21 protein-coding genes are annotated in these 23,383 nt (G+C 61.8%); 14 read left to right on the forward strand and 7 right to left on the reverse strand.

Translation table 11 applies throughout. From position 1 onward, the window contains the following. Positions 1-86 precede the first annotated feature (86 nt). Positions 87-1,856: a glucan ABC transporter ATP-binding protein/ permease gene (locus GQ59_RS11680; RefSeq protein WP_037081825.1), complete on the reverse strand. Its 1,770-nt coding sequence runs from the start codon at positions 1,854-1,856 to the stop codon at positions 87-89. 312 nt (positions 1,857-2,168) lie between these two features. Here GQ59_RS11680 and GQ59_RS11685 point away from each other — a divergent pair, with 312 nt between their 5' ends. Together GQ59_RS11685 and pyc are read left to right on the forward strand one after the other, a co-directional pair. Beyond that, entirely contained in the window at positions 2,169-2,909 is a 741-nt protein-coding gene (locus tag GQ59_RS11685) for a LuxR family transcriptional regulator (RefSeq protein WP_037081325.1), read from the forward strand. Between the two features lie 119 nt (positions 2,910-3,028). After that, positions 3,029-6,490, forward strand: a complete 3,462-nt coding sequence (gene pyc, locus GQ59_RS11690; RefSeq protein WP_037081327.1) for a pyruvate carboxylase — start codon at positions 3,029-3,031, stop codon at positions 6,488-6,490. Between the two features lie 2 nt (positions 6,491-6,492). On the opposite strand, the gene GQ59_RS11695 is transcribed toward pyc, so the two are convergent. Next, positions 6,493-6,687, reverse strand: a complete 195-nt coding sequence (locus GQ59_RS11695) for a hypothetical protein (RefSeq protein WP_037081329.1) — start codon at positions 6,685-6,687, stop codon at positions 6,493-6,495. A gap of 128 nt (positions 6,688-6,815) precedes the next feature. Between GQ59_RS11695 and GQ59_RS11700 the strand changes: the two genes are divergently transcribed. The 4 genes from GQ59_RS11700 (at position 6,816) to GQ59_RS11715 (ending at position 11,274) form a co-directional block, all read left to right on the forward strand. Beyond that, positions 6,816-8,006: an MFS transporter gene (locus GQ59_RS11700; protein ID WP_037081331.1), complete on the forward strand. Its 1,191-nt coding sequence runs from the start codon at positions 6,816-6,818 to the stop codon at positions 8,004-8,006. 126 nt (positions 8,007-8,132) lie between these two features. Next, complete coding sequence (gene ispG / locus GQ59_RS11705; protein WP_037081333.1) at positions 8,133-9,383, forward strand: flavodoxin-dependent (E)-4-hydroxy-3-methylbut-2-enyl-diphosphate synthase; 1,251 nt, start codon at positions 8,133-8,135, stop codon at positions 9,381-9,383. Positions 9,384-9,387: 4 nt separating this feature from the next. Next, positions 9,388-10,452 carry a histidinol-phosphate transaminase gene (hisC, locus tag GQ59_RS11710; protein WP_037081335.1) on the forward strand — a complete coding sequence of 355 codons (1,065 nt, stop codon included), beginning with the start codon at positions 9,388-9,390 and terminating at the stop codon, positions 10,450-10,452. A gap of 162 nt (positions 10,453-10,614) precedes the next feature. Next, a complete protein-coding gene (locus tag GQ59_RS11715) occupies positions 10,615-11,274 on the forward strand; it encodes a YiaD family glycine zipper/OmpA-like lipoprotein (protein WP_037081827.1) in 660 nt (219 codons plus the stop codon). Positions 11,275-11,303: 29 nt separating this feature from the next. Here GQ59_RS11715 and GQ59_RS11720 read toward each other — a convergent pair whose 3' ends face one another. Further along, positions 11,304-11,945, reverse strand: a complete 642-nt coding sequence (locus tag GQ59_RS11720; protein ID WP_037081339.1) for a LysE family translocator — start codon at positions 11,943-11,945, stop codon at positions 11,304-11,306. Between the two features lie 19 nt (positions 11,946-11,964). Continuing rightward, positions 11,965-12,879 carry a polyprenyl synthetase family protein gene (locus GQ59_RS11725; protein ID WP_037081341.1) on the reverse strand — a complete coding sequence of 305 codons (915 nt, stop codon included), beginning with the start codon at positions 12,877-12,879 and terminating at the stop codon, positions 11,965-11,967. 130 nt (positions 12,880-13,009) lie between these two features. Here GQ59_RS11725 and mtgA point away from each other — a divergent pair, with 130 nt between their 5' ends. The 4 genes from mtgA (at position 13,010) to GQ59_RS11745 (ending at position 15,359) form a co-directional block, all read left to right on the forward strand. Continuing rightward, on the forward strand, positions 13,010-13,756 hold the full coding sequence (gene mtgA, locus GQ59_RS11730) for a monofunctional biosynthetic peptidoglycan transglycosylase (protein WP_432762581.1): 747 nt from the start codon (positions 13,010-13,012) through the stop codon (positions 13,754-13,756). A gap of 74 nt (positions 13,757-13,830) precedes the next feature. Next, entirely contained in the window at positions 13,831-14,478 is a 648-nt protein-coding gene (locus GQ59_RS11735; RefSeq protein ID WP_037081344.1) for a glutathione S-transferase family protein, read from the forward strand. A 149-nt stretch (positions 14,479-14,627) separates the two neighbouring features. Continuing rightward, a complete protein-coding gene (rpmF, locus tag GQ59_RS11740; RefSeq protein ID WP_037081346.1) occupies positions 14,628-14,813 on the forward strand; it encodes a 50S ribosomal protein L32 in 186 nt (61 codons plus the stop codon). A 138-nt stretch (positions 14,814-14,951) separates the two neighbouring features. Beyond that, complete coding sequence (locus tag GQ59_RS11745; protein ID WP_037081348.1) at positions 14,952-15,359, forward strand: hypothetical protein; 408 nt, start codon at positions 14,952-14,954, stop codon at positions 15,357-15,359. Between the two features lie 14 nt (positions 15,360-15,373). On the opposite strand, the gene phaR is transcribed toward GQ59_RS11745, so the two are convergent. Next, a complete protein-coding gene (gene phaR, locus GQ59_RS11750; RefSeq protein ID WP_037081350.1) occupies positions 15,374-15,949 on the reverse strand; it encodes a polyhydroxyalkanoate synthesis repressor PhaR in 576 nt (191 codons plus the stop codon). A gap of 259 nt (positions 15,950-16,208) precedes the next feature. On the opposite strand from phaR, the gene GQ59_RS11755 reads away from it, so the two are divergent. Continuing rightward, positions 16,209-17,390: an acetyl-CoA C-acetyltransferase gene (locus GQ59_RS11755; RefSeq protein WP_037081352.1), complete on the forward strand. Its 1,182-nt coding sequence runs from the start codon at positions 16,209-16,211 to the stop codon at positions 17,388-17,390. 140 nt (positions 17,391-17,530) lie between these two features. Then, on the forward strand, positions 17,531-18,259 hold the full coding sequence (locus GQ59_RS11760; protein ID WP_037081354.1) for a beta-ketoacyl-ACP reductase: 729 nt from the start codon (positions 17,531-17,533) through the stop codon (positions 18,257-18,259). Between the two features lie 252 nt (positions 18,260-18,511). Here GQ59_RS11760 and GQ59_RS11765 read toward each other — a convergent pair whose 3' ends face one another. Together GQ59_RS11765 and GQ59_RS31055 are read right to left on the reverse strand one after the other, a co-directional pair. Beyond that, positions 18,512-18,769 (reverse strand): YMGG-like glycine zipper-containing protein, encoded by a 258-nt coding sequence (locus GQ59_RS11765; protein WP_037081355.1) that lies wholly within the window; start codon positions 18,767-18,769, stop codon positions 18,512-18,514. A gap of 41 nt (positions 18,770-18,810) precedes the next feature. Beyond that, positions 18,811-18,966, reverse strand: coding sequence for a DUF3309 family protein (locus GQ59_RS31055; protein ID WP_007775119.1), 156 nt, complete (start codon positions 18,964-18,966; stop codon positions 18,811-18,813). Positions 18,967-19,691: 725 nt separating this feature from the next. On the opposite strand from GQ59_RS31055, the gene GQ59_RS11775 reads away from it, so the two are divergent. Together GQ59_RS11775 and GQ59_RS11780 are read left to right on the forward strand one after the other, a co-directional pair. Next, positions 19,692-22,859 carry a helicase-related protein gene (locus GQ59_RS11775; RefSeq protein ID WP_037081357.1) on the forward strand — a complete coding sequence of 1,056 codons (3,168 nt, stop codon included), beginning with the start codon at positions 19,692-19,694 and terminating at the stop codon, positions 22,857-22,859. A 5-nt stretch (positions 22,860-22,864) separates the two neighbouring features. Then, positions 22,865-23,278, forward strand: a complete 414-nt coding sequence (locus tag GQ59_RS11780; RefSeq protein WP_037081358.1) for an RNA-binding S4 domain-containing protein — start codon at positions 22,865-22,867, stop codon at positions 23,276-23,278. The last annotated feature ends 105 nt before the right edge of the window (positions 23,279-23,383 follow it).

Consider the following 23,383-nt stretch of genomic DNA (forward strand, 5'->3'; position numbering starts at 1 on the left):
CGGGCGACCCGGAGGCTGAAGTTGTCAAAAGAAAACCCGCCGCCATGCGAATGGCGGCGGGTTTTTCATTGAAGTTCCCTCAGCGATCAGGCCGGCTGTGCCACCGAGCCGCCAGGGTCTGCCGCTTCGTCGTCGGTCAGGATGCCGCTTGCCTTCAGCAGCGAGGCGAAGCGTCCGCCACTCGCGCTGAGTTCCTCATAACTGCCCATTTCGGCGACGCGTCCGTTCTCGAGGAAGATCACCTTGTTCGCATCGCGGACGGTCGAAAGCCGGTGGGCGATGATGAAGGTGGTGCGGTTTTCGCGGAGGCGGTCTATGGCCGTCTTGACGCGCGCCTCGGTCTCGACGTCCAGCGCGCTGGTCGCCTCGTCGAGCACAAGGATCGGCGCGTTCTTGAGGATGGCGCGGGCAATGGCGATACGCTGGCGTTCGCCGCCGGACAACCGGTTGCCGCGCTCGCCGACCGGAGTCTCGTAGCCGTTCAACCGCGTTTCGATGAACTCGGCAGCGGCGGCGGCTTCTGCCGCCCTGGCGATTTCCTCCTCGCTCGCGCCCTCGCGGCCGAGGCGGATGTTCTCGCTGATCGACCGGTTCAGGAGGCCTGCATCCTGGAAGACGGTGGCGATGGAATGGCGCAGCGATTTCCGCGTCACGGTGCCGATGTCGATGCCATCGATCAGGATCTCGCCTTCCTGGGGGTCGTAGACACGCTGCAGGAGGTTGATGAGCGTGGTCTTGCCGGCGCCGGTCGGGCCGACGATGGCGACGGTCTCTCCGGCTTTCGCCGTGAACGAGACGTTGTGGACGCCCTGGCTCGTGCTGGCGAAGCCAAAGGAGACATTGCGGAATTCCACATCGCCGCGCACTTCGCCGAGGTCGGCCGCATCTGCCGGCTCGGCGCGCTCTTCGACGGAATCCTCGAGGAGGAAGAAATCCTCGAGCTTGGCGCGCGCTTCGAAGATCTGGGTCGCGAACTGGCGCAGGAGGTCCAGACGACCGATCAGCAGGTTGGCGAAGCCGATGAAGGCCACGACGTCGCCGACCCGGATTTCGCCGCGCTGAACCAGAAGTGTGCCGATGACCAGGATGACACCCATGGACACCGTCGAGGCGGTGCGGTTGAGGGCGCCGGCCAGGGCCCACCAGTCGAGCACCGGATATTGGGCGGCAAGCAGGTCCTTGGTATAGTCCTTGAGCGCCAGGGTCTCGGCCTCGATGCGATTGTAGCTATGCAGCACCGATACGTTGCTGATCGCGTCGCTCACGTGGGAGAAGACCGTGTGATAGTGGTTTTCGACCGACGCCTGCCCCTCCTTGGTGCGGTTCATCACCGTCACGCCGATGATCCAGTAGAGGATGCTCAGCACCAAAAGGACAAGGCTGAGCCGCCAGTCCATCGAGATCGCCGTGGGGACCAGCAGGACGAGCGCCACTGCGGTGGCGAGATGGGTACGCATGAATTCGAGCCAGAGGCCGAAGAGGCTCTCTGCCGCACGCAGCAGGGTGTGCAGCGCATGGGAGGTGCCGCGGGTGTGGTGCCAGGCGAGTGGCATGGAGATGATTCGTCCGAAAGCCTCTGTCAGCAGCGATGCGCGTCGGCCATGGGCGAGCCTGTCTGCTTCACGGGCGACGAGCACATAGGCGACGGTATTGAAGACACCGAAGCCGGCCCATAACATCAGTACCGGCGTGACGGTACTGCCGGACGAAATGGCATCGATGATCCGGCCGAAAAGGATCGGTTCGGCAATGGTGATGACGGCAAGCACGATATTGGCGACGACGACGGCGGCGACGCGCCACTTGTTCTTCGCCAGATATTGGAGCGCTCGTGCGTAAACCTGGAACAGCGTCAACTGGCGCAACCTCTTTCATGTGGAGCCGCCATCGGGGCGGCGCCGGTAAATCTAGTGATCGGAAACGGCAATTCCGCGACGGGAGCCGGAGATAATACTCTTCTGCCAGAAATGTTTCATCGAGGGCAAGGCTTCCCGCATTCGGTGTCTTGAACCAGCCCGCGGCTTATTGCACAAAGCCGTCAAGGGCTAGATTTCGCGGTATACCTTCAATGAATGATAACTATGCTAATCGATTGTGCATAAGGGAAGTAACTGAAATTTAACATAAAGAAAAGAATCGCCCGGAATGAACGCGGCGGGGAGCAAGCCTTGAATATTCATCTGGTCGTGCAACTCTTGGTACTCGTGGGCGAACTCAAGACCGAGGCGGAGCTGACGGCCCAGCTCGAATCCCTGCTGAAGGCCTATGGATTCGAATATTACGGACTGGTCATCCGGCCACGCTCCCTCCAGAATTCGGACGGTCTTGTCCTGGCCGGCTGCTGGCCGGAAGGCTGGCAGGAAATCTACGAAGCCCGCAAATATGCCCTGGTCGATCCGACCGTTCGTATGCTCAGCATCGCGCAAAGGCCGTTCCGCTGGCGAGATGCGGTCCTCAGGCTGCGGAACGATCCGCATCGGCAGCGCATGCAGCGGATGATGCAGGAGGGGACACGTTTCGGCCTTCAGGACGGCTACGTGTTTCCGGTCTATGGCCGCAACGGCTTGCTCGGCAACATGACGCTCGGCGGCCGGCCGGTGGATCTCTCGCCCGCTGAAATGGCGCTGTTCGATGCCGCCGCCAAGAAGGCGTTCTGGCGTTTTCTGGACCTGCGCGGACAGGCGGAAGAGCTGGAGGCCGTCGCGAAGGTGGACACCCAGCTTACCCGTCGCGAGATGGAAGTCATCGTGCTGCTCGCCGACGGCCTGACCTCCAACGAGGTCGCGAAGTCGCTGGATATATCGAGCCATACGGTCGACTGGTACATCAACGGGCTTCAGGAGAAGCTGCGCGCCAAGAACCGTCAGCATGTGGTCGCTTCGGCATTTCGCCTCGGCCTCATTGCCTGAGCGATTGGTCTTCTTGCGACACATCCGGTCTCCCCAAGAAATTGCGCTTGCCTGATTAAGGCAATACTGATTTCTTTGCAGTGCAGCATTACGTTCGATGGCGCCTGAGGAGATCCGTCTTGCCTATTTCCAAGATCTTAGTTGCCAACCGCTCCGAAATAGCGATCCGGGTCTTCCGTGCGGCCAATGAGCTCGGCATCAAGACTGTTGCGATCTGGGCGGAAGAGGACAAGCTTTCGCTGCATCGGTTCAAGGCCGATGAGAGCTATCAGGTCGGTCGCGGGCCCCATCTTTCCAAGGACATGGGGCCGATCGAAAGCTATCTTTCGATTCCGGAAGTGATCCGCGTCGCCAAGCTTTCCGGCGCCGACGCCATTCATCCGGGATACGGCCTGCTTTCCGAAAGTCCGGAATTCGTGGAGGCCTGCAACGATGCAGGCATCATCTTCATCGGCCCTCGGCCGGATACGATGCGCCAGCTCGGCAACAAGGTCGCGGCCCGCAACCTGGCGATTTCGGTCGGCGTGCCGGTGGTGCCGGCGACCGAACCGCTGCCGGACGACATGGCCGAAGTCGCCAAGATGGCCGAGGAAATCGGTTATCCGGTGATGCTCAAGGCGTCCTGGGGCGGCGGCGGGCGCGGCATGCGCGCCATTCGCGATCCGAAGGACCTCGTCAAGGAAGTGACCGAGGCCAAGCGCGAGGCGATGGCCGCCTTCGGCAAGGACGAGGTCTATCTCGAAAAGCTCGTCGAGCGCGCCCGCCACGTGGAGAGCCAGATCCTTGGCGACACCCATGGCAATGTGGTGCATCTCTTCGAGCGCGACTGTTCGATCCAGCGCCGTAACCAGAAGGTCGTGGAGCGCGCGCCGGCACCCTATCTGTCGGAAGCCCAGCGGGCTGAACTGGCGGCCTATTCGCTGAAGATCGCCGCTGCGACCAATTATGTCGGCGCCGGCACTGTCGAATACCTGATGGATGCCGATACCGGAAAATTCTACTTCATCGAGGTGAACCCGCGCATCCAGGTCGAGCATACGGTAACCGAGGTCGTCACCGGCATCGATATCGTCAAGGCGCAGATCCATATCCTCGAGGGTTTTGCGATCGGCACGCCTGAATCCGGCGTGCCGGCTCAAGCTGACATCCGCCTCCACGGCCACGCGCTGCAATGCCGTATCACCACCGAAGATCCGGAACACAATTTCATCCCGGATTACGGCCGCATCACCGCCTACCGATCGGCTGCCGGTTTCGGCATCCGTCTCGACGGCGGCACCGCCTATTCCGGTGCTGTCATCACCCGTTATTACGATCCGCTGCTGGTCAAGGTGACGGCCGCCGGCTCGACGCCGGCCGAAGCGATCAGCCGCATGGACCGGGCGCTCAGGGAATTCCGCATCCGCGGCGTTGCCACCAACCTGACCTTCCTCGAAGCGATCATCGGCCATCCGAAATTCCGCGACAATTCCTATACGACGCGGTTCATCGATACGACGCCGGAACTGTTCGAGCAGGTCAAGCGCCAGGACCGCGCCACCAAGCTCTTGACCTATCTCGCCGACGTCACCGTCAACGGCCATCCGGAAACCAAGGGCCGGCCGGCACCGTCCGAGCATAGCGCCAAGCCTGTCCTGCCCTATATCAACGGCCCGGTCCCGGACGGAACCAAGCAGCTCCTCGACACGCTCGGTCCGAAAAAATTCGGCGAGTGGATGCGCAATGAAAAGCGCGTGCTGATGACCGATACGACGATGCGCGACGGCCATCAGTCGCTGCTGGCCACCCGCATGCGCACCTATGACATCGCGCGGGTCGCCGGGGTCTATGCGCGGGCGCTGCCGAACCTGTTCTCGCTGGAATGCTGGGGCGGCGCGACGTTCGACGTTTCGATGCGCTTCCTGACCGAAGATCCGTGGGAACGTCTGGCGATGATCCGCGAGGACGCGCCGAACCTGCTGTTGCAGATGCTTTTGCGCGGCGCCAACGGGGTCGGCTACAAGAACTATCCCGACAACGTGGTGAAGTATTTCGTCGCCCAGGCCGCCCGGGGCGGTATCGACCTCTTCCGTGTCTTCGACTGCCTCAACTGGGTCGAGAACATGCGCGTCTCGATGGATGCGATCAACGAGGAGAACAAGCTTTGCGAGGCGGCGATCTGCTATACGGGCGATCTCCTGAACTCCGCGCGCCCGAAATACGACCTCAAGTATTACGTCTCGCTGGCCGAGGAGCTGGAGAAGGCGGGCGCCCATATCATCGCGCTGAAGGACATGGCCGGTCTCCTGAAGCCGGCTGCGGCGCGGGTGCTGTTCAAGGCGCTGCGCCAGGCGACCTCGCTGCCGATCCATTTCCACACCCATGACACGTCCGGCATCTCGGCCGCGACGGTGCTTGCGGCGGTCGACGCGGGCGTCGACGCGGTCGATGCGGCGATGGACGCGGTATCCGGCAATACGTCCCAGCCCTGCCTCGGCTCGATCGTCGAAGCGCTGTCCGGCACCGAACGCGATCCGGGCCTCGATCCGGAATGGATCCGCCGCATCTCCTTCTACTGGGAAGCGGTGCGCGGCCAGTATGCCGCCTTCGAAAGCGACCTCAAGGGACCGGCCTCGGAAGTCTATCTGCATGAAATGCCCGGCGGCCAGTTCACCAACCTCAAGGAACAGGCCCGCTCGCTCGGGCTTGAAACCCGCTGGCACAAGGTCGCCCAGACCTATGCGGATGTGAACCAGATGTTCGGCGACATCGTCAAGGTGACGCCGTCCTCCAAGGTGGTCGGCGACATGGCGCTGATGATGGTCTCCCAGGACCTGACGGTCGCCGATGTCGAAAATCCCGCGAAGGACATCGCATTTCCGGATTCGGTCGTGTCGATGCTGAAGGGCGATCTCGGACAGCCCCCCGGCGGCTGGCCGGAAGCGCTGCAGAAGAAGGCGCTGAAGGGCGAACAACCCTATACGGCGGTGCCCGGCTCGCTTTTGCCACCCGCTGACCTCGCTGCGGAGCGAAAGGTCATCGAGGACAAGCTGGAACGCAAGGTCAGCGATTTCGAGTTCGCCTCCTACCTCATGTATCCCAAGGTCTTTACCGACTTCGCGCTTGCCTCGGACACCTACGGCCCGGTCTCGGTTCTGCCGACGCATGCCTATTTCTACGGGCTCGGCGATGGCGAGGAAATGTTCGCCGATATCGAGCGCGGCAAGACGCTTGTTGTCGTCAACCAGGCGATGAGCGGCACGGACGCCCAAGGCATGGTCACCGTGTTCTTCGAACTCAACGGCCAGCCGCGCCGCATCAAGGTGCCGGACCGCGCGCACGGGGCTTCCGGCAGTGCGGTGCGCCGCAAGGCGGATATCGGCAATGCCGCCCATCTCGGCGCACCGATGCCGGGCGTCATCAGTCGCGTCTTTGCGACAACCGGCCAGGCGGTCAAGGCCGGCGACGTGCTGCTCTCCATCGAGGCGATGAAGATGGAAACGGCGCTGCATGCCGAAAAGGACGGAACCATCGCCGAGGTCCTCGTCAAGGCCGGCGACCAGATCGACGCCAAGGATCTGCTGATCGTTTATGGCGGCTGATTTCAGCCGCCTTCCCTGGCTGCCCGGACTTTCCCTCCGAGCCGTTCACCGAAAATAGCTATCAGGCCGGCGCTCTCGATCAGGGGTGCGCCGGCGCTGTTGTTAGCGGCCGGCAGATCGCCCAGATCACGAAAACGAGCGCCGTATATGATGCGGATTGTTGACCGATCGGAACCAAAGTTTTCGGGCGTGGTCAATTGCGGCGAACTTTTCTTTCCGTTGTGGGTTTCGCCTCGACACAATTTGTGAGAGGCAGGACGTCTTCGTAGCGTTGCAAATTCAATCGATTTAAATATGTTCGCGACGATCGAAAAGGAACCTACCCATGGATAGTCGCGCGCCCTCCAACGCTTCCTCTGGCTCCCGAATTTTCATCACCCGCGAACGGATCGGTGTGTCGCTGCTCTTCCTGATGAACGGCTTCATGGTCGGTGCCTGGGCGCCGAAAATCCCGGAATTTGCGAGCCGGCTGGGCTTGAGCGAGAGCGCGCTCGGGCTGATGATCCTGACCTTCGGCCTCGGATCGCTGGTGATGATGCCGCTTGCGGGAAGCCAGATCGCCCGTTTCGGATCGAGCCAGGTTTCCAAATATATCGCGGTGCTGCTGACGCCGACATTGCTGCTCCTCACCTGGGTCGGCAGCATCTGGTCGGGCGCCGCGGCAATCTTCCTTTTCGGCGGCCTGATCGGCGCCATGGACGTGGCGATGAACGCCAATGCGGTCTCGGTCGAGAAAAGAATGCGCCGCGCGATCATGTCGTCCTGCCATGCATTCTGGAGCCTCGGCGGATTGCTGGGATCCTCGACGGGCGGTTTCCTGATCGAACATATCGGCGTTTCCGCGCATGCCGTCCTGGTCACCGTGCTGGCCGCCGTGATGATTCTTGCTGCCTGGCGGGCCCTCCTGCACGACGCGCCGAATCCGGACGAAGCCAGGCACGGCGGAAGCCGCCTGCCGCGTTCGCCGCTGCCCTGGCTGATCGGCATCATGGCGCTGTTCTGCATGATCCCGGAAGGTGCGATCCTCGATTGGGGTGCGCTCTATCTCCGCAACGAGCTTGCAGCATCCGTCACGCTTTCCGGCTTCGCATTCGCGGCGTTTTCGCTCACCATGGCGGCGATGCGCTTTGCGGGCGACCTGATCCGCGACCGTTTCGGCGCGGTGAAGACGCTGCGGGTCTGCGCCGTCATCTCGATTTTCGGCCTGCTGCTGATCGGCTTTGCGCAGAATGCGCCGATGGCGATCGCCGGTTTTGCGCTGACGGGCATCGGCATTTCCAACATCGTGCCGATCGCCTTTTCAGCGGCCGGCAACCTGCCGGGCATGGCCGCCGGCGTCGGGCTCTCGGTGGTCACGACCATGGGCTATTCCGGCATTCTGGTCGCGCCATCCGCCATCGGCTTCATTGCCGAGCACACCGGCCTTGCGATCATCTTCGCCGGCCTTTCGGCGCTCATCGTCGTGGTGCTGATACTCTCGCCTTTGGCCAAACATGCGGACACGGCGCATCACTAGGTGCGTCAGCCTGCCGGGCTGGAACAGGTAAGGTCGGTGCGATAAAGTGAGTGTCGCGGCGGTTGACAAGCCGCGAGCCATACGCCACCTGAAAGGCGCTTCATTCCCAAAGCGACGAGACTTCCGATGACCGCACCCATCGACTACGACCCGAAACCGCGCCGCGCCACAGTCGCCGTCGATGTCGGCGGCGTCATTGTCGGGGGAGGCGCGCCTGTCGTCGTGCAGTCAATGACCAATACCGATACCGCCGATATCGATGGTACGGTCGCCCAGGTCGCGGCGCTCTACAAGGCCGGTTCGGAAATCGTCCGCATCACCGTCGATCGCGACGAGAGTGCCGCCGCGGTGCCGAAGATCCGCGAACGTCTGCTGCGGCTCGGCATGGATGTGCCGCTGGTCGGAGACTTCCATTATATCGGCCATAAGTTGCTGGCAGACCATCCGGCCTGCGCCGAGGCGCTGGCGAAATACCGCATCAATCCCGGCAATGTCGGTTTCAAGGACAAGAAGGACAAGCAGTTCGCCGACATCATCGAGATGGCGATCCGCTACGACAAGCCCGTCCGGATCGGCGTCAACTGGGGTTCGCTGGACCAGGATCTCCTGACCACGCTGATGGACCGCAACGCAGCAGATGGTTCGCCGCTGTCGGCGCGCCAGGTCATGCACGAGGCGATCGTTCAGTCGGCACTGATTTCCGCCGAGCTCGCCGAGCAGATCGGCCTGCCGCGCAACCGTATCATCCTGTCGGCCAAGGTCAGCCAGGTGCAGGACCTGATCGCCGTCTATTCGATGCTTGCCGAGCGCTCCAACCATGCGCTGCATCTCGGTCTGACCGAAGCCGGCATGGGCTCCAAGGGCATCGTTGCCTCGTCGGCGGCCATGGGCTACGTGCTGCAGCACGGGATCGGCGACACGATCCGCGTTTCGCTGACGCCTGAACCGAACGGCGACCGTACCCGCGAAGTGCAGGTGGCGCAGGAACTGTTGCAGGTCATGGGCTTCCGCCAGTTCGTTCCCGTCGTCGCCGCCTGTCCCGGCTGTGGCCGCACCACCTCGACGGTGTTCCAGGAACTCGCCCAGAACATCCAGAACGACCTGCGCAAGAACATGCCGGTCTGGCGCGAGAAATATCCGGGCGTCGAAGCGCTCAACGTCGCGGTGATGGGCTGCATCGTCAACGGTCCCGGCGAGAGCAAGCACGCCGATATCGGCATCTCGCTGCCCGGCACCGGCGAAACGCCGGCGGCCCCTGTGTTCATCGACGGCAAGAAGGCGCTGACCTTGCGGGGTGTGAACATCGCCGCCGATTTCGAGAAACTCGTCATCGACTATATCGAGCAGCGCTTCGGCCAGCGCACCGCTGCAGAATAATTCCATGAGCCAATACTGGTCGCCGATCGTCAGCCGGCTTGCGCCCTATGTCGCGGGCGAGCAGCCGCGCATCCAGAACCTCGTCAAGCTCAATACCAACGAGAACCCCTACGGGCCTTCTCCAAGGGCGGTTGCCGCAATCCAGGCGGCCGCGGGCGATGCTCTTCGGCTTTATCCGGATCCGTCGGCGACTGCATTGCGCGAAGCGATTGCAAAGCGGTTCGGGGTAGACGCGGATCAGGTCTTCGTTGGAAACGGTTCGGACGAGGTGCTGGCGCACACGTTTCAGGCGCTCCTGAAGCACGACAAGCCGCTGCTCTATCCGGATATCACCTACAGTTTCTATCCGACCTATAGCCGGCTCTACGATATCGACGTCGTCGAAATCCCGCTCGATGAAGGCTTCCGGATCAAGATCTCCGACTATGACCGGCCCTGCGGCGCAATCATCATTCCGAACCCGAATGCGCCCACGGGGATCGGCCTGGCTATCGCTGAGATCGAGGCTCTGGTTTCCGGGCATCCCGACGTGCCGGTCGTGGTGGACGAGGCCTATATCGATTTCGGCGGCGAGACGGCGGCCAACCTGATTGTCCGCTATCCGAACCTTCTCGTCGTCCAGACGCTGTCGAAATCCCGTTCGCTGGCGGGGATGCGCGTCGGTTTCGCGCTTGGCCAGCGGCATCTGATCGATGCCCTGGAGCGGGTAAAGGACAGTTTCAATTCCTATCCGCTCGACCGGCTGGCGCAGGTTGCCGCCACCGCTGCGATCGAGGATGTGGAATGGTTCGAGATTTGCCGGCAGAAGATCATCGCGACACGCGACCGCCTCAGCGACGAATTGCTCGCGATGGGTTTCGACGTGCTGCCGTCGCAGGCGAATTTCGTCTTCGCCAGGCATCCGGCCCTTTCCGGCGCTGAGGTCTATTCCGCGTTGCGGGCCAAGGGTGTGCTGGTGCGGCACTGGAACAAGCCGCGCATAGCCGACTATCTGCGCATCAGCATTGGTACGGATGCAGAATGCGACCAGCTGCTCGAAGTCCTGAAAAGCCTGCCGGCCGCGAGCTGATCTGCTCATTTTTCGCCACGCCGGATTTCTTCGTCGGGTGTCTTGATGGGCGCCGTTCCTGCCCGCATCGTGGTCGATCACGAAGACATGCCGCCCTCCTCGCTATTGCCGCAATTCATGGTAAATGAGGTGGAACCACTGACGACGGGGATATCCATCTACATGCTCAAGAAAATCGCAATCGTCGCACTTTGCGCGACCTATCTTTCCGCCTGCACCACGACCGACCCCTATACGGGCGAGCAGAAGATTTCCAACACCGCCGGCGGCGCTGCCATCGGCGCGGGCCTTGGCGCACTTGCCGGCGGTTTGACCGGCGGACGCCATGCGGGCCGCAATGCGCTGATCGGTGCCGGTATCGGCGCGCTCGCCGGCGGCGGGATCGGCGCCTATATGGACAACCAGGAAGCGGAACTGCGCGCGCAGCTGCAGGGAACCGGCGTTTCGGTGACCCGCGTCGGCGACCGCATCATCCTCAACATGCCGTCGAACATCACGTTCGCCACCGACCAGGACCAGGTGATCCCGCCCTTCTACCGAACGCTGGATTCCGTGGCGATCGTGCTGAACAAGTTCAACCGCACCCTGATCGACGTCAACGGCCATACGGACTCGACCGGCAGCCTGCAGCATAACCAGGCGCTCTCCGAACGCCGCGCCGCCTCCGTCGCGAACTATCTCGGCAGCCGTGGTGTGGACCAGCGCCGCATGTCGACGATGGGCTTCGGGCCGTCGCAGCCGGTTGCTTCCAACGCGACCTCGGACGGCCGGGCGCAGAACCGCCGCGTCGAAGTGGCGATCGCGCCGATCACCCAGGGCTGATCATAAAAGTCTGAGGGAAGGCGAGCCGCTCAGATGCGGCTCGTCAGCAGCTTCAGGCCGGCGACGCTGTAGAACACCGCCATCGTACCTTCGACCCAGCGCCGCGCGGCCTTGTAGCCGCGCAGTGCGTGGGATGTCGAAAAGACAAGCGCATAGGTGGTGAAGATCAGCATGCTCGAGCTCATGCAGACGGCGATGATCAACAGGATCGCCGAGGTCGGCGCATTGTCCGGCAGGCCGAGCGAAATGATCGCCAGCCAGGCAAAGATCGCCTTCGGATTGGTGACGTGGACCGCGTAACCGCGCAGCCAGAGCTGGCGGGCGGTGTAGTTCGTCCTGGCATTGCCCAGTGCGACCTTGGAATCCGGCAGGCGGGCGGACTTGTAAGCCTTCCAGGCCAGGTAGATCAGATAAATCCCGCCGAGCACCTTCATGATCTCCAGCGCGATCGCATAGTTGCGGAGCAGTGCCGCAAGACCGAGCGCTGCGGCGCAAGCCCAGGTGAAAGAACCGCAGGCGATGCCGAGCGCCGTGATCAGGCCGGCGCGGCGGCCTTGCGAGATCGAGGTGCCGATGATGGCGAAATTGGCCGGGCCTGGGCTCGCGACATTGATGACATAGGCCACATAGGCCGGCCACATGTAGGGCAGATAGCTCAGGACGTCCGGCATTCTCGTTTCCTATCCCTTTTCAGTTTTCCCGGCTGGCGACGAAGCGCGCGGTCTCCTGCAGAATGAACGCCTTTTCGCCGTAGGGCGCAAGCAGTTCCACGGCTTCCTTCGTCAGAACATCGAGCCGGTCTTCCGCCCAGGTTATACCGTGCAGGGCGACGAGCGTGCCCTTGCCGCGTCCGGCATCCTTGCCGGTTGCCTTGCCCATGGTTGCGGCATCAGAGGTCAGGTCGAGCAGATCGTCGGCGAGCTGGAAGGCGAGGCCGATCTTCTGGCCGAAGAGCCGCAGCCTTTCGCGATGCTCCGGCTCGGAGCCGGCGATGATCGCGCCCGCCTCGCAGGCAAAGCGCAGCAGCGCACCGGTCTTCATCGCCTGCAATATGGTGATGCCTGTCTCGTCGGGCGGTGATCTTTCGGCGGCGAGATCGAGGGCCTGGCCGCCGGCCATGCCGCCCGGTCCCGCAGCGCGGGCGAGCGACAGGACGAGCTCCGTTTTCAGCCGGTCGGCCAGCACTGTTTCGGGTGCGGCGATGATGTCGAAGGCATAGGTCAGCAGGCTGTCGCCGGCAAGGATCGCGGTCGCCTCGTCGAAGGCCTTGTGCACGGTCGGCTGACCGCGGCGCAGGTCGTCATTGTCCATCGCCGGCAGGTCGTCGTGGATCAGCGAATAACAATGCAGGCATTCGAGCGCGACGCCGACCCGAAGCGCCACATCCACCGGACCGCCGAGCAGGGCGGCACTCTCGCGGACAAGGAAGGGCCTCAGCCGCTTCCCGCCGTTTAGCGACCCATGCCGCATGGCGGCCATCAGATGCGCCGGGCGGGTCATCTCGTCGGAAAGAGGGGTATCGGACAGGAGAGACGAAAGCAATGCTCCCGTCTCGGCGGCGCTCTGCCGCAGGCGTGTTTCGAATGCCGTTTTCGCGTCCGTCATGGCCGCTGTTTGGCATGCCGAGTGTTGGCTGGCAACGGCGATTCACCAGGACACGCGAAGTTTTCGGCACCAGACTCGCCTTGGCCACGTTGAACGGTTATGAAACTCAAAACGAGGGACGAGTGCGATATTGGACATCACACCCGAACAGCAGTCGGAGGAGGAGGAGCCCGTGAGGGCCGGGTGGAGACGGCGCCGAGTGTCCGGCAATCTGATCCGCCGGATCGTGCTGATCGCGGTCGCGCTGGTGGTGTTGCCCTATCTGCTGATCTTCGTCTACGCGCTGCCGTTCATCCGCCCAGTCTCGACGCTGATGCTGTCGGAACTGGCGCTGTTTCGCGGATACGACCGGCGCTGGGTAAGCCTCGAAGAGATTTCACCCAACCTCGTCCGATCGGTGATGATGTCCGAGGACGGCCAGTTCTGCTTCCATGGCGGCGTCGACTGGAACCAGATGCGCGGCGTGGTCGAGGATGCACTCGACGGTGAGGCGACGCGGGGCGCCAGCACCATTCCGATGCAGACGGCCAAGAACCTGTTCCTGTGGAACGGTCGCTCCTTCATCCGCAAGGGGCTGGAACTGCCGTTGGCGATGGGTGCCGATTTCGTCTGGTCGAAGCGGCGGATGATGGAGATCTATCTCAACGTCGCCGAATGGGGGCCGGGCATCTATGGCGCGGAGGCAGCGGCGCAATATCATTTCAAGGTGCCGGCTTCGAAGCTGAGCGCCCGGCAGGCGGCCCTTCTGGCCGTAGCGCTTCCCAATCCGATCACCCGCGTCGCCGGCAAACCGAGCCGCGGCGTGCAGCGCCTGGCCGGTGTCGTCGAGAACCGAGCGCGCGGTTCCGGCGATTACATCAAATGCATTTATGATTGAGGTCTATCGATTTCATTGGTCGCGTCCGGGCAAGGCCATTATGAGGCTGAATGAACCAACCGGAGATGTGGCGCATGGAAAAGCTTACCCTTTATATCGGTAACAAGAATTACTCCTCCTGGTCCTTCCGCCCCTGGATTGCGCTGACGGCGGCGGGCATCCCCTTCGAGGAGGTGCTGATCCCCTTCGATTTCCCGGCCGGCAATCCGAAATTCAGGCCGATCTCGCCGACCGGCAAGGTGCCGGTGCTGCACCAGGGCGATATTCGCGTCTGGGAATCGCTTTCGATCATCGAATACGCCGCGGAGCTTTTCCCGGACAACGGCATCTGGCCGAAAGCCGCTGCCGACCGCGCGGTTGCGCGTTCCATCTCGATGGAGATGATTTCCGGCTTCCGGGCGTTGCGCAATGCCTGCCCGATGAACATGCGTCGCCCGAAGGCGAGGATCGCGCTCCCGGACGGCGTCATGGACGACGTGGCGCGCATCGAGACCATCTGGCGCGAACTCAGGGCGAAGTCCGGAGGGCCATTCCTGTTCGGCGAATTTTCCGGAGCGGACGCGATGTTTGCGCCTGTCGTCAATCGTTTGGACGTCTACGACTTGGCGATCGATGCCGAGACGCTCGCTTATATGACGGCGATGAAATCGCATCCGGCCTGGCTCAAGTGGCAGGAGGCGGCGCTTGCCGAAACCTGGATCGTGCCGGAGGACGAGGCCTAGCTCGCATATTTCTCAAAAAATCCAGGCGGGGACTGGTCAAAGCCCGGCAGGGCATGTATAAGCCGCCCAAATTTCCGAGATCGAGACATGTCCAATCGGCCTCAGTTCCGGCCGGGGATTATGTTTTGCACGCAAGTGGAGTAACGAAAATGGCTGTACCGAAGAGAAAAACGAGCCCGTCGAAGCGCGGTATGCGCCGCTCCGCAGACGCACTCAAGGCTCCGACCTATGTCGAAGACAAGAACTCCGGCGAACTGCGCCGCCCGCACCATGTCGATCTGAAGACCGGCATGTATCGCGGCCGTCAGGTTCTGACGCCAAAGGAAAACGCATAAGCGTTTTTTGTTCTATTGCATCAAAGGCCGGCTATGCCGGCCTTTTTTGTTGCGCAATGATTTGTTTAATTGCGCAAAGACTTGCGTAAGCAAGGCAAGCACGTACAGTCCGGCCCACCCGATTGGAGTCTTAAGACCATGCTTGCCGCATTGCCGCTGATGATCATCCCGTTCATTCTCTATAACCTGGGCATGCTCGGCATTCTGGGCGGCGGCGGTGTCGCGTCGCTCGGCAACGTCATCAGCTCGCTTCAGATGCTGTCGGGTGCCGTCTGGACCATGACGCTCGGCGACGTGATCATCGTGATCTCGCTGGTCTTCCTGTTCGTGGAAATCCTGAAAGCCAGCCGCAACGGCCGCGGTTCGCTGATCAACCACATGCTGTCGATGCTGGTTTTCATCGCCTACCTGGTCGAATTCCTGCTGGTGCGGGATGCCGCGACGCAGATCTTCTTCATCCTGATGACGATCACTTTCGTCGACGTAATCGGCGGCTTTGCGGTGGCAATCCGCGCAGCCGGCCGTGACGTGTCGATCGGGCTCTAGACGCCCTTCAGGTCTTAGAGATTATCGAGGCGGCTCTGCAGGTTGCGGAGCTGTTCCTTCAACTCGTCGATATCCTTGGCGTCGGTCTTCTTGGCGACAGGCGCCTGGGGCTGTCCCGTAAACGGCGAGAACATCTGCATGGCCTGGCGGAACATGTCCGTGTTGCGGCGTACATGCTCTTCCATCATCTGGATCGGCATCTGCAGGTTCTTGCTGAGCGGCGTATCGCCAAAGGCGCGCGTCATCTGTTCGCGCATCTGAACCTGCTGGTCGGTGAAAGCCTTCATCGAGTGTTCGAGGAAGGTCGGAACCACCATCTGCATCTGGTCGCCGTAGTAGGAAATCAGCTGCCGCAGGAAGGAAATCGGCAGCAGCGTGTTGCCGGTCTTCGATTCCTGCTCGAAGATGATCTGGGTCAGGACCGAATGGGTGATGTCGTCACCGCTCTTGGCGTCCTGAACGGTGAAGTCCTCGCCCTTCTTCACCATCTTCGCCAGGTCTTCCAGCGTCACATAGGTGCTGGTGCCCGTGTTGTAGAGGCGCCTGTTGGCATATTTCTTGATTATGATTTCGCCTTCGGTCTTCGCCATGATTGCCTCCTGCTCCCGTCAATATGGTTTGGTCATTATCGATTGGCTGCTTCTCCCGACAGGAATGTAAGCCTAAATGGCGAGGACTTACAAACGATTTGTGCGGCGCGGCGACGGGTTTGTTGCGCAGCAAACCCGTGAAATTTAACGGGCATTTTCGAAACGCCCGACGGGTTGGCAGCGCGGTCCGGCTGCCGTTTGACTCTCGGCTCAAGCTTTGCCAGTCTCGCAGACAAATAACGGATAAGAGGAAACGTCCATGTCTAATCCATCCATCGTGATCGCAGCCGCTGGCCGTACCGCGGTCGGCTCCTTCAATGGCGCCTTTGCCAATGTCCCGGCGCATGAACTGGGCGCGGCGGCGGTCAAGGGTGCGCTGGCGCGCGCCGGCGTCGATGCGGCTGAGGTGGACGAGGTCATCCTCGGTCAGGTCCTGCCGGCGGGCGAGGGCCAGAACCCGGCCCGACAGGCGGCGATGAAGGCCGGTGTGCCGAAGGAAGCCACAGCCTGGGGCATCAACCAGCTCTGCGGCTCGGGTCTGCGCGCCGTCGCGCTCGGCATGCAGCAGATCGCGCTTGGCGACGCCAAGATCATCGTTGCCGGCGGCCAGGAATCGATGTCCATGGCGCCGCATTGCGCGCACCTTCGCGGCGGCGTGAAGATGGGCGATTTCAAGATGATCGACACGATGATCAAGGACGGCCTGACCGACGCGTTCTACGGCTACCACATGGGCATCACGGCGGAGAACATCGCCCGCCAGTGGCAGCTCTCCCGCGAGGAGCAGGACCAGTTCGCCGTGTCTTCTCAGAACAAGGCGGAAGCCGCGCAGAATGCCGGCCGCTTCAAGGACGAGATCATCCCGTATATCATCCAGACGCGGAAGGGTGATGTGACGGTCGAGAACGACGAATACATCCGTGCCGGCGCGACGCTGGATTCAATGGCCAAGCTGCGGCCGGCCTTCGACAAGGAAGGCACGGTGACCGCCGGCAACGCCTCTGGCCTCAATGACGGCGCTGCCGCTGCCGTGCTGATGACGGAAGCGGAAGCCGCCCGCCGCGGCATCACGCCGATGGTTCGCATCGTTTCCTGGGCGACTGCCGGCGTCGATCCGCAGATCATGGGCACCGGCCCGATCCCGGCTTCCCGCAAGGCGCTCGAAAAGGCAGGCTGGAAAGTCGGCGATCTCGATCTCATCGAGGCCAACGAAGCCTTTGCCGCGCAATCCTGCGCCGTCGTCAAGGATCTCGGTTTCGATTCGTCGATCGTCAACGTCAATGGTGGCGCGATCGCCATCGGCCATCCGATCGGCGCGTCGGGCGCTCGCATCCTCAACACGCTCCTCTTCGAGATGAAGCGCCGCGGCGCCAAGAAGGGTCTTGCCACGCTGTGCATCGGCGGCGGCATGGGCGTCGCCATGTGCCTCGAAGCCATGTGATGCGATAGAATGATTGTGGATAGTCCCGCCGAGGTTGCAAAACTCTGCGGCGGGACTATCTCCCCACTGAAAGCATGTCAAAATAGGTAAGTATCCGATCACATAGAAGGACCGGATCAAATCGAAGAGGGGAAGATCGCATGAGCAGGGTTGCATTGGTTTCGGGAGGAACGCGTGGGATCGGGGCAGCCATCTCCGTCGCGTTGAAGGCGGCAGGTTATCGTGTCGCGGCAAATTTTGCGGGCAATGAGGAAAAGGCGAAAGCCTTCCATGACGAGACCGGGATTGCGGTCTTCAAGTGGGATGTCTCCAGCTACCAGGCCTGCGTCGACGGAATAGCAAAAGTGGAGGCCGAGCTCGGCCCGATCGAGGTGCTCGTCAACAATGCGGGCATCACCCGTGACGGCATGTTCCACAAGATGACGCCTGAACAGTGGAACGAGGTGATCGGCACCAACCTGACCGGCCTCTTCAACATGACGCATCCGATCTGGAACGGCATGCGCGAGCGCGAATTCGGCCGGGTCGTCAACATCTCGTCGATCAACGGCCAGAAGGGCCAGATGGGTCAGGTGAACTATTCGGCAGCCAAGGCGGGCGATCTCGGTTTTACCAAGGCGCTGGCCCAGGAAGGCGCTTCAAAGAACATCACCGTCAACGCCATCTGCCCCGGCTACATCGCGACCGAAATGGTGCGTGCGGTCCCGGAAAAGGTGCTGAACGAGCGGATACTCCCCTTGATCCCTGTCGGACGCCTCGGCGAGCCGGAAGAGATTGCCCGTTGCGTCGTCTTCCTCGCTTCCGATGATGCCGGCTTCATCACCGGTTCGACGCTGACGGCGAATGGCGGCCAGTTCTTCGCGAGCTGATCTCCGTCATTAACCTTTGAGCAGGTTTCAGCGCATGACGGTGCGCTGAAACGCCCGGTCTCTATGGTTAACAAATTGTTTTTACACGACATCTTGCGGTGAACAAACCGCGAAACGGGTGATGTCGCCGATTCGTCGGCGATTCGTTCCGGCTTTGGCCAAGGGTTAATGCCGACGGTTTCTCCAGGGCAAAACAAAACCGGCGCCGATTGCTCGGGCACCGGTCCTGAGGGACTGGATTGTTGCTCGCGATTAGCGGCAACGGGCCTCGTAACGACGGCCGTAACGGTCGCGATAGATGCAGTAGCCGCGGCGTTCCGAGGACTGGCCGATCGCAGCGCCGACCAGGCCGCCTGCAACTGCGCCAACTGCCGCGCCACCCCAGCTATTCGTCACGGCGCCGCCGATAACGGCACCCGTGCCGGCGCCGATTGCGGTGCCGCGTTCAGTTGCAGTACAGGAGGCGAGCGTGCCGATCATGCAGCCCGCAATCAGAATCTTCTTCATCATGTCAGTTTCCCTTCCCTTTGGTACACACGGCTACGCCGCTTTTAAATCCTGCCCATCAGCAGCAGGATAATGATGATAAGCACGACAAGGCCCAATCCGCCCGACGGACCATAGCCCCAGCCTCGGCTATAACCCCAATTCGGCAAGGCGCCAATGAGTAGCAGAATGAGGATGACGAGCAACACGGTTCCGAGCATGATTTTTCTACTCCGCTAGATAATCCGGTATGGATTTGGCGAGGAAACGTAGCGGCGCGATTTTTGTTCCATCGGCTTGCAAGCGTGTGCTCTCACGTGCGGTCAAAGTGCGTTAGCCAATGTTAATGGCAGCTGAACGATTTGCTTCCGAGGTCTTTACCGCGACGGTTTTCTTGCGGGTTTCTCCTTATGGGACCTACCATATCTTGTGAGAACAAATAGCGAAGACATGGATGTCTGTGATTCGTCGGCGATTCGTTCCGCCTTTGGCCTGAATCTTAATTCCGTGCTCAAAACGAGGGTGGAGCAGCCTGAATGGGTTCATGAAACATTAACCATATCAATGGATTGACTCTTCCGATTCTTCGTGAAAGCACAGCTTTGGGATGAATCCTGCGGTTGTGCGCACTCAATCTTGATGCAGATTCAGGATGTCGTGGAGAAGTCCGGAGTCGCATCAACATATAGCGGTGAACAAAAGCTGAATCATCTTGAGTCGGCGATTCGTCTCCGATTCGTTCGCGTCTGTTCCTTTGCGTATAAAATTCGAATCGCCGAGCGTTGATTTGCTGCCTTCAGCGATCACTCTTCGGTCGCAAAACCATTCTTCAGGCTTGCGTTTGCCGGCCGAGATCGCCATGTGTTGCGAGGCTTGGAGTTTTGGGCGCAGGTGCGAAACCCAAGCCTTATGTGATGCGCGGAACCAGGCATTGAATTTCCAGCCCATGATGCTCAGCGGGCGCGGCGTCACCGCCGTCCTCGGACCTACCAATACCGGCAAGACCCATTATGCCATCGAGCGCATGGTGGCGCATGGCACCGGTGTGATCGGCCTGCCGCTCCGGCTGCTGGCCCGCGAGGTCTATACGCGCCTTGTCGAGAAGGTCGGCGCCTCGCAGGTGGCGCTCGTCACCGGCGAGGAAAAGATCACTCCGCCGAACGCCCGCTTTTCCGTCTGCACCGTCGAGGCCATGCCACGCGAGACGAAGGCCTCGTTCGTCGCGATCGACGAGGTGCAGCTCGCCGGCGATCTCGAGCGCGGCCATATCTTTACCGACCGCATCCTGCACTTGCGCGGGCGCGACGAAACGCTGCTCCTGGGTGCGGCAACCATGCGGCCGATCCTCGAGCGGCTTCTGCCGGGAATAACCATCGTCGAGCGGCCGCGCCTCTCGCAGCTCTTTTACGCGGGCCAGAAAAAGATCACCCGCCTGCCGCAGCGGTCCGCCATCGTGGCGTTTTCGGCCGACGAGGTCTATGCGATCGCCGAGCTCATTCGCCGCCAGCGCGGCGGCGCTGCGGTGGTGCTGGGCGCGCTCAGTCCGCGTACCCGCAATGCGCAGGTCGGCCTCTACCAGTCCGGCGATGTCGAATATCTCGTTGCGACCGATGCGATCGGCATGGGACTCAATCTCGATGTCGATCACGTGGCGTTCGCCCAGGACCGGAAATTCGACGGCTATCAGTTCCGCAGCCTCAATCCGGCAGAACTGGCGCAGATCGCCGGCCGCGCCGGGCGGCATGTGCGGGACGGGACGTTCGGCGTGACCGGACAGGTCGCGCCTTTTGAGGACGAACTGGTCGAGCGAATCGAAAGTCACCACTTCGATCATGTCAAAGTGCTGCAATGGCGGTCGAAAAACCTCGATTTTTCGTCGCTCAAGGCTCTGCGGGATAGCCTGGATGCCTCGCCGACCCTGCAAGGATTGACAAGGGCGCTTCCCGCGACCGACAGCCAAGCCTTTGATTATCTTTCGCGTTATCCCGAAATCAAGGACATTGCGACGACGCCCCAGCGCGTCGAGAAGCTCTGGGAGGCCTGCGCGCTGCCGGACTATCGACGAATTGCGCCGGCGCAGCACGCGGACCTTATTTCGACTCTTTTTTCCGATCTTGTACGCTTCGGGACGGTGAATGAAGAATTCATGGCGGAACAGGTCCGCCGCGCCGACCGCACCGATGGTGAAATCGACACATTATCGGCCCGCATAGCGCAGATCCGGACATGGACCTACGTCTCTAATCGCCCTGGTTGGCTTGCCGATCCGACACACTGGCAAGAAAAGACACGGGAAATAGAGGATAGGTTATCGGACGCGCTACATGAAAGGTTGACGAAACGCTTTGTTGATCGCAGGACATCTGTGCTCATGAAGCGCCTGAGAGAGAATGCGATGCTGGAAGCTGAAATCAGTGTGAATGGCGATGTCTTTGTAGAAGGACATCACGTCGGGCAATTGGCCGGTTTCCGGTTCACGCCCGTTTCGGGAACCGAGGGCCCCGACGCCAAGGCGGTGCAGGGTGCCGCTCAGAAAGCGCTGGCGCTCGAATTCGAGGCGCGGGCCGCGAGGCTCTATGCCTCCGGCAACAGCGATCTGGCGGTCGGCTCCGACGGGTCCGTTCGCTGGCTCGGCGAGCCCATCGCCCGTCTTGCACCGACCGAGCATGTCATGCGGCCGCGCGTCATCCTGCTCTCCGACGAGCAGCTGACCGGCAATGCGCGCGAACATGTGCTCGCCCGCCTCGAGCGCTTCGTCAACCATCACATCGCCACGGTTCTGAAGCCGCTCGACGATCTGTCGCGTGCCGAAGACCTGCAGGGCCTCGCCAAGGGCCTCGCCTTCCAGCTCGTCGAAAGTCTCGGCGTGCTGTTCAGGCGCGACGTCGCGGACGACGTCAAGTCGCTCGATCAGGATGCGCGTGCCTCGATGCGTCGCTACGGCATCCGTTTCGGCGCCTATCATGTCTTCATGCCGATGCTTCTGAAGCCGGCACCGGCCGAACTCATCACGCTCCTCTGGGCGCTGAAGAACGACGGCCTCGACAAGCCCGGTTACGGCGATCTCATCCCGGCACTGGCTGCGGGACGCACATCGGTGGTCGCCGATCCGACGTTCGAGCGGATGTTCTACAAGCTCGCGGGTTTTCGTTTCCTAGGCAAGCGCGCCGTGCGTATCGACATCCTGGAGCGCCTTGCCGATCTCATCCGCCCGCTTCTGCAGTGGAAGCCGGGCTCGACACCGCGTCCGGAAGGGGCATATGACGGTCGCCGCTTTACGACCACGACCGCGATGCTCTCCATTCTCGGCGCGACGCCGGACGATATGGAAGAAATTCTCAAGGGCCTCGGATACCGTGCCGACGCCGTGAAGGCGGAAGAGGCACAGGCGTTCCTTGCAGGCCACGATGCAGGTTCCGTGAACGTTGCGGCTGCTCCAGCTTCGGCAGGAGATGCACCCGAAGTCTCCGAAACAGACGACGCCGATGCGAGTGAGGCTCCGGCCGAGACTGCGACGGAGGCAGCTCCCGCCGAGGCCGTGGCTGATGCCGCGCCGGCTGAGACGGTTGCTGCAGAACCGGCTGCTTCGGAAGAGGCTCCCGCTGAGCAGGCTGCGGCTGGAGACGTCACCGACGAGGCAAAGGCTGCCGAGGCCGGAGAGCCGAAGCCGGTCCTGTTGTGGCGTCCGGGCGGCGGTCGTGAAAGCAACCAGCGCGGCGGACGGCCCCAGCATGGCGATCGTCGTGGCCATGGCGGCCAGCGCAACAATGCCGGTGGCGAAGCCGGCCAGCCGGCTCAGGGCCGTCGCGACGGTGGCGAGCGGCGTGATGCACGCCCGGCCGGCGAACGCAGCGGCGGTGAACGCAAGGACGGCGGCAAGCCGAACCGCGACAACAACCGCCGGCCAGATAACAACAATACCAACAACCGCGGGGGTGATCGCCCGAACCGCGGGGAGCGCCACGAAGGTGGTCCGCGTCCGGAGCGCAACGACCGCGGCAAAGGGCCGCAGCCTGCTCGCTTCGAGGCCAAGCCGCCCCGCAAGGAAAAGCCGATCGATCCGGACTCGCCCTTTGCAAAGCTCGCAGCTCTCAAGGAGCAGATGAAGAAGTAAGGCCCATGACGGAAAAACAGCCACAATCCGGTTCGCGTCAGCGCATCGACAAGTGGCTGTTTTTTGCCCGCATGGCGAAGTCGCGGTCGATCGCCCAGGATATGATCCGCTCCAACCACGTGCGGGTGAACGGCGATCTGGTTTCCCAGCCGAGCTCCCAGGTGAAGCCGGGTGATCGCATCGATCTCAAGCTCGAGCGTCGCGATCTTGTGCTGGTGGTGAAGACCGGCGGGGAACGGCGGGGGCCCTTCGAAGAGGCCCGGCTGCTCTATGAAGACATCAGTCCGCCTCCTGAAGAAACAAAAAGGCTGACGCTGTTCGAGCAGGCGCAACGCGCGCAGGGAAGCGGTCGACCGACCAAGAAGGAGCGCCGCGAGACCGATCGGCTGTTTCCGGGTATCGACGCGGACCTAGATTAGAAAAAACGACCCGCTGCGCCAAGGTTTTCAGCACGGATATCCTTGCTAAGCAAAGCCAAAGGCTTTACCTGACTGTCGAAAAGCCGGATCGCCTACCTCCTGTCA

Origin of the sequence: Neorhizobium vignae (assembly GCF_000732195.1) — a bacterium.
Taxonomy (GTDB): domain Bacteria; phylum Pseudomonadota; class Alphaproteobacteria; order Rhizobiales; family Rhizobiaceae; genus Neorhizobium; species Neorhizobium vignae.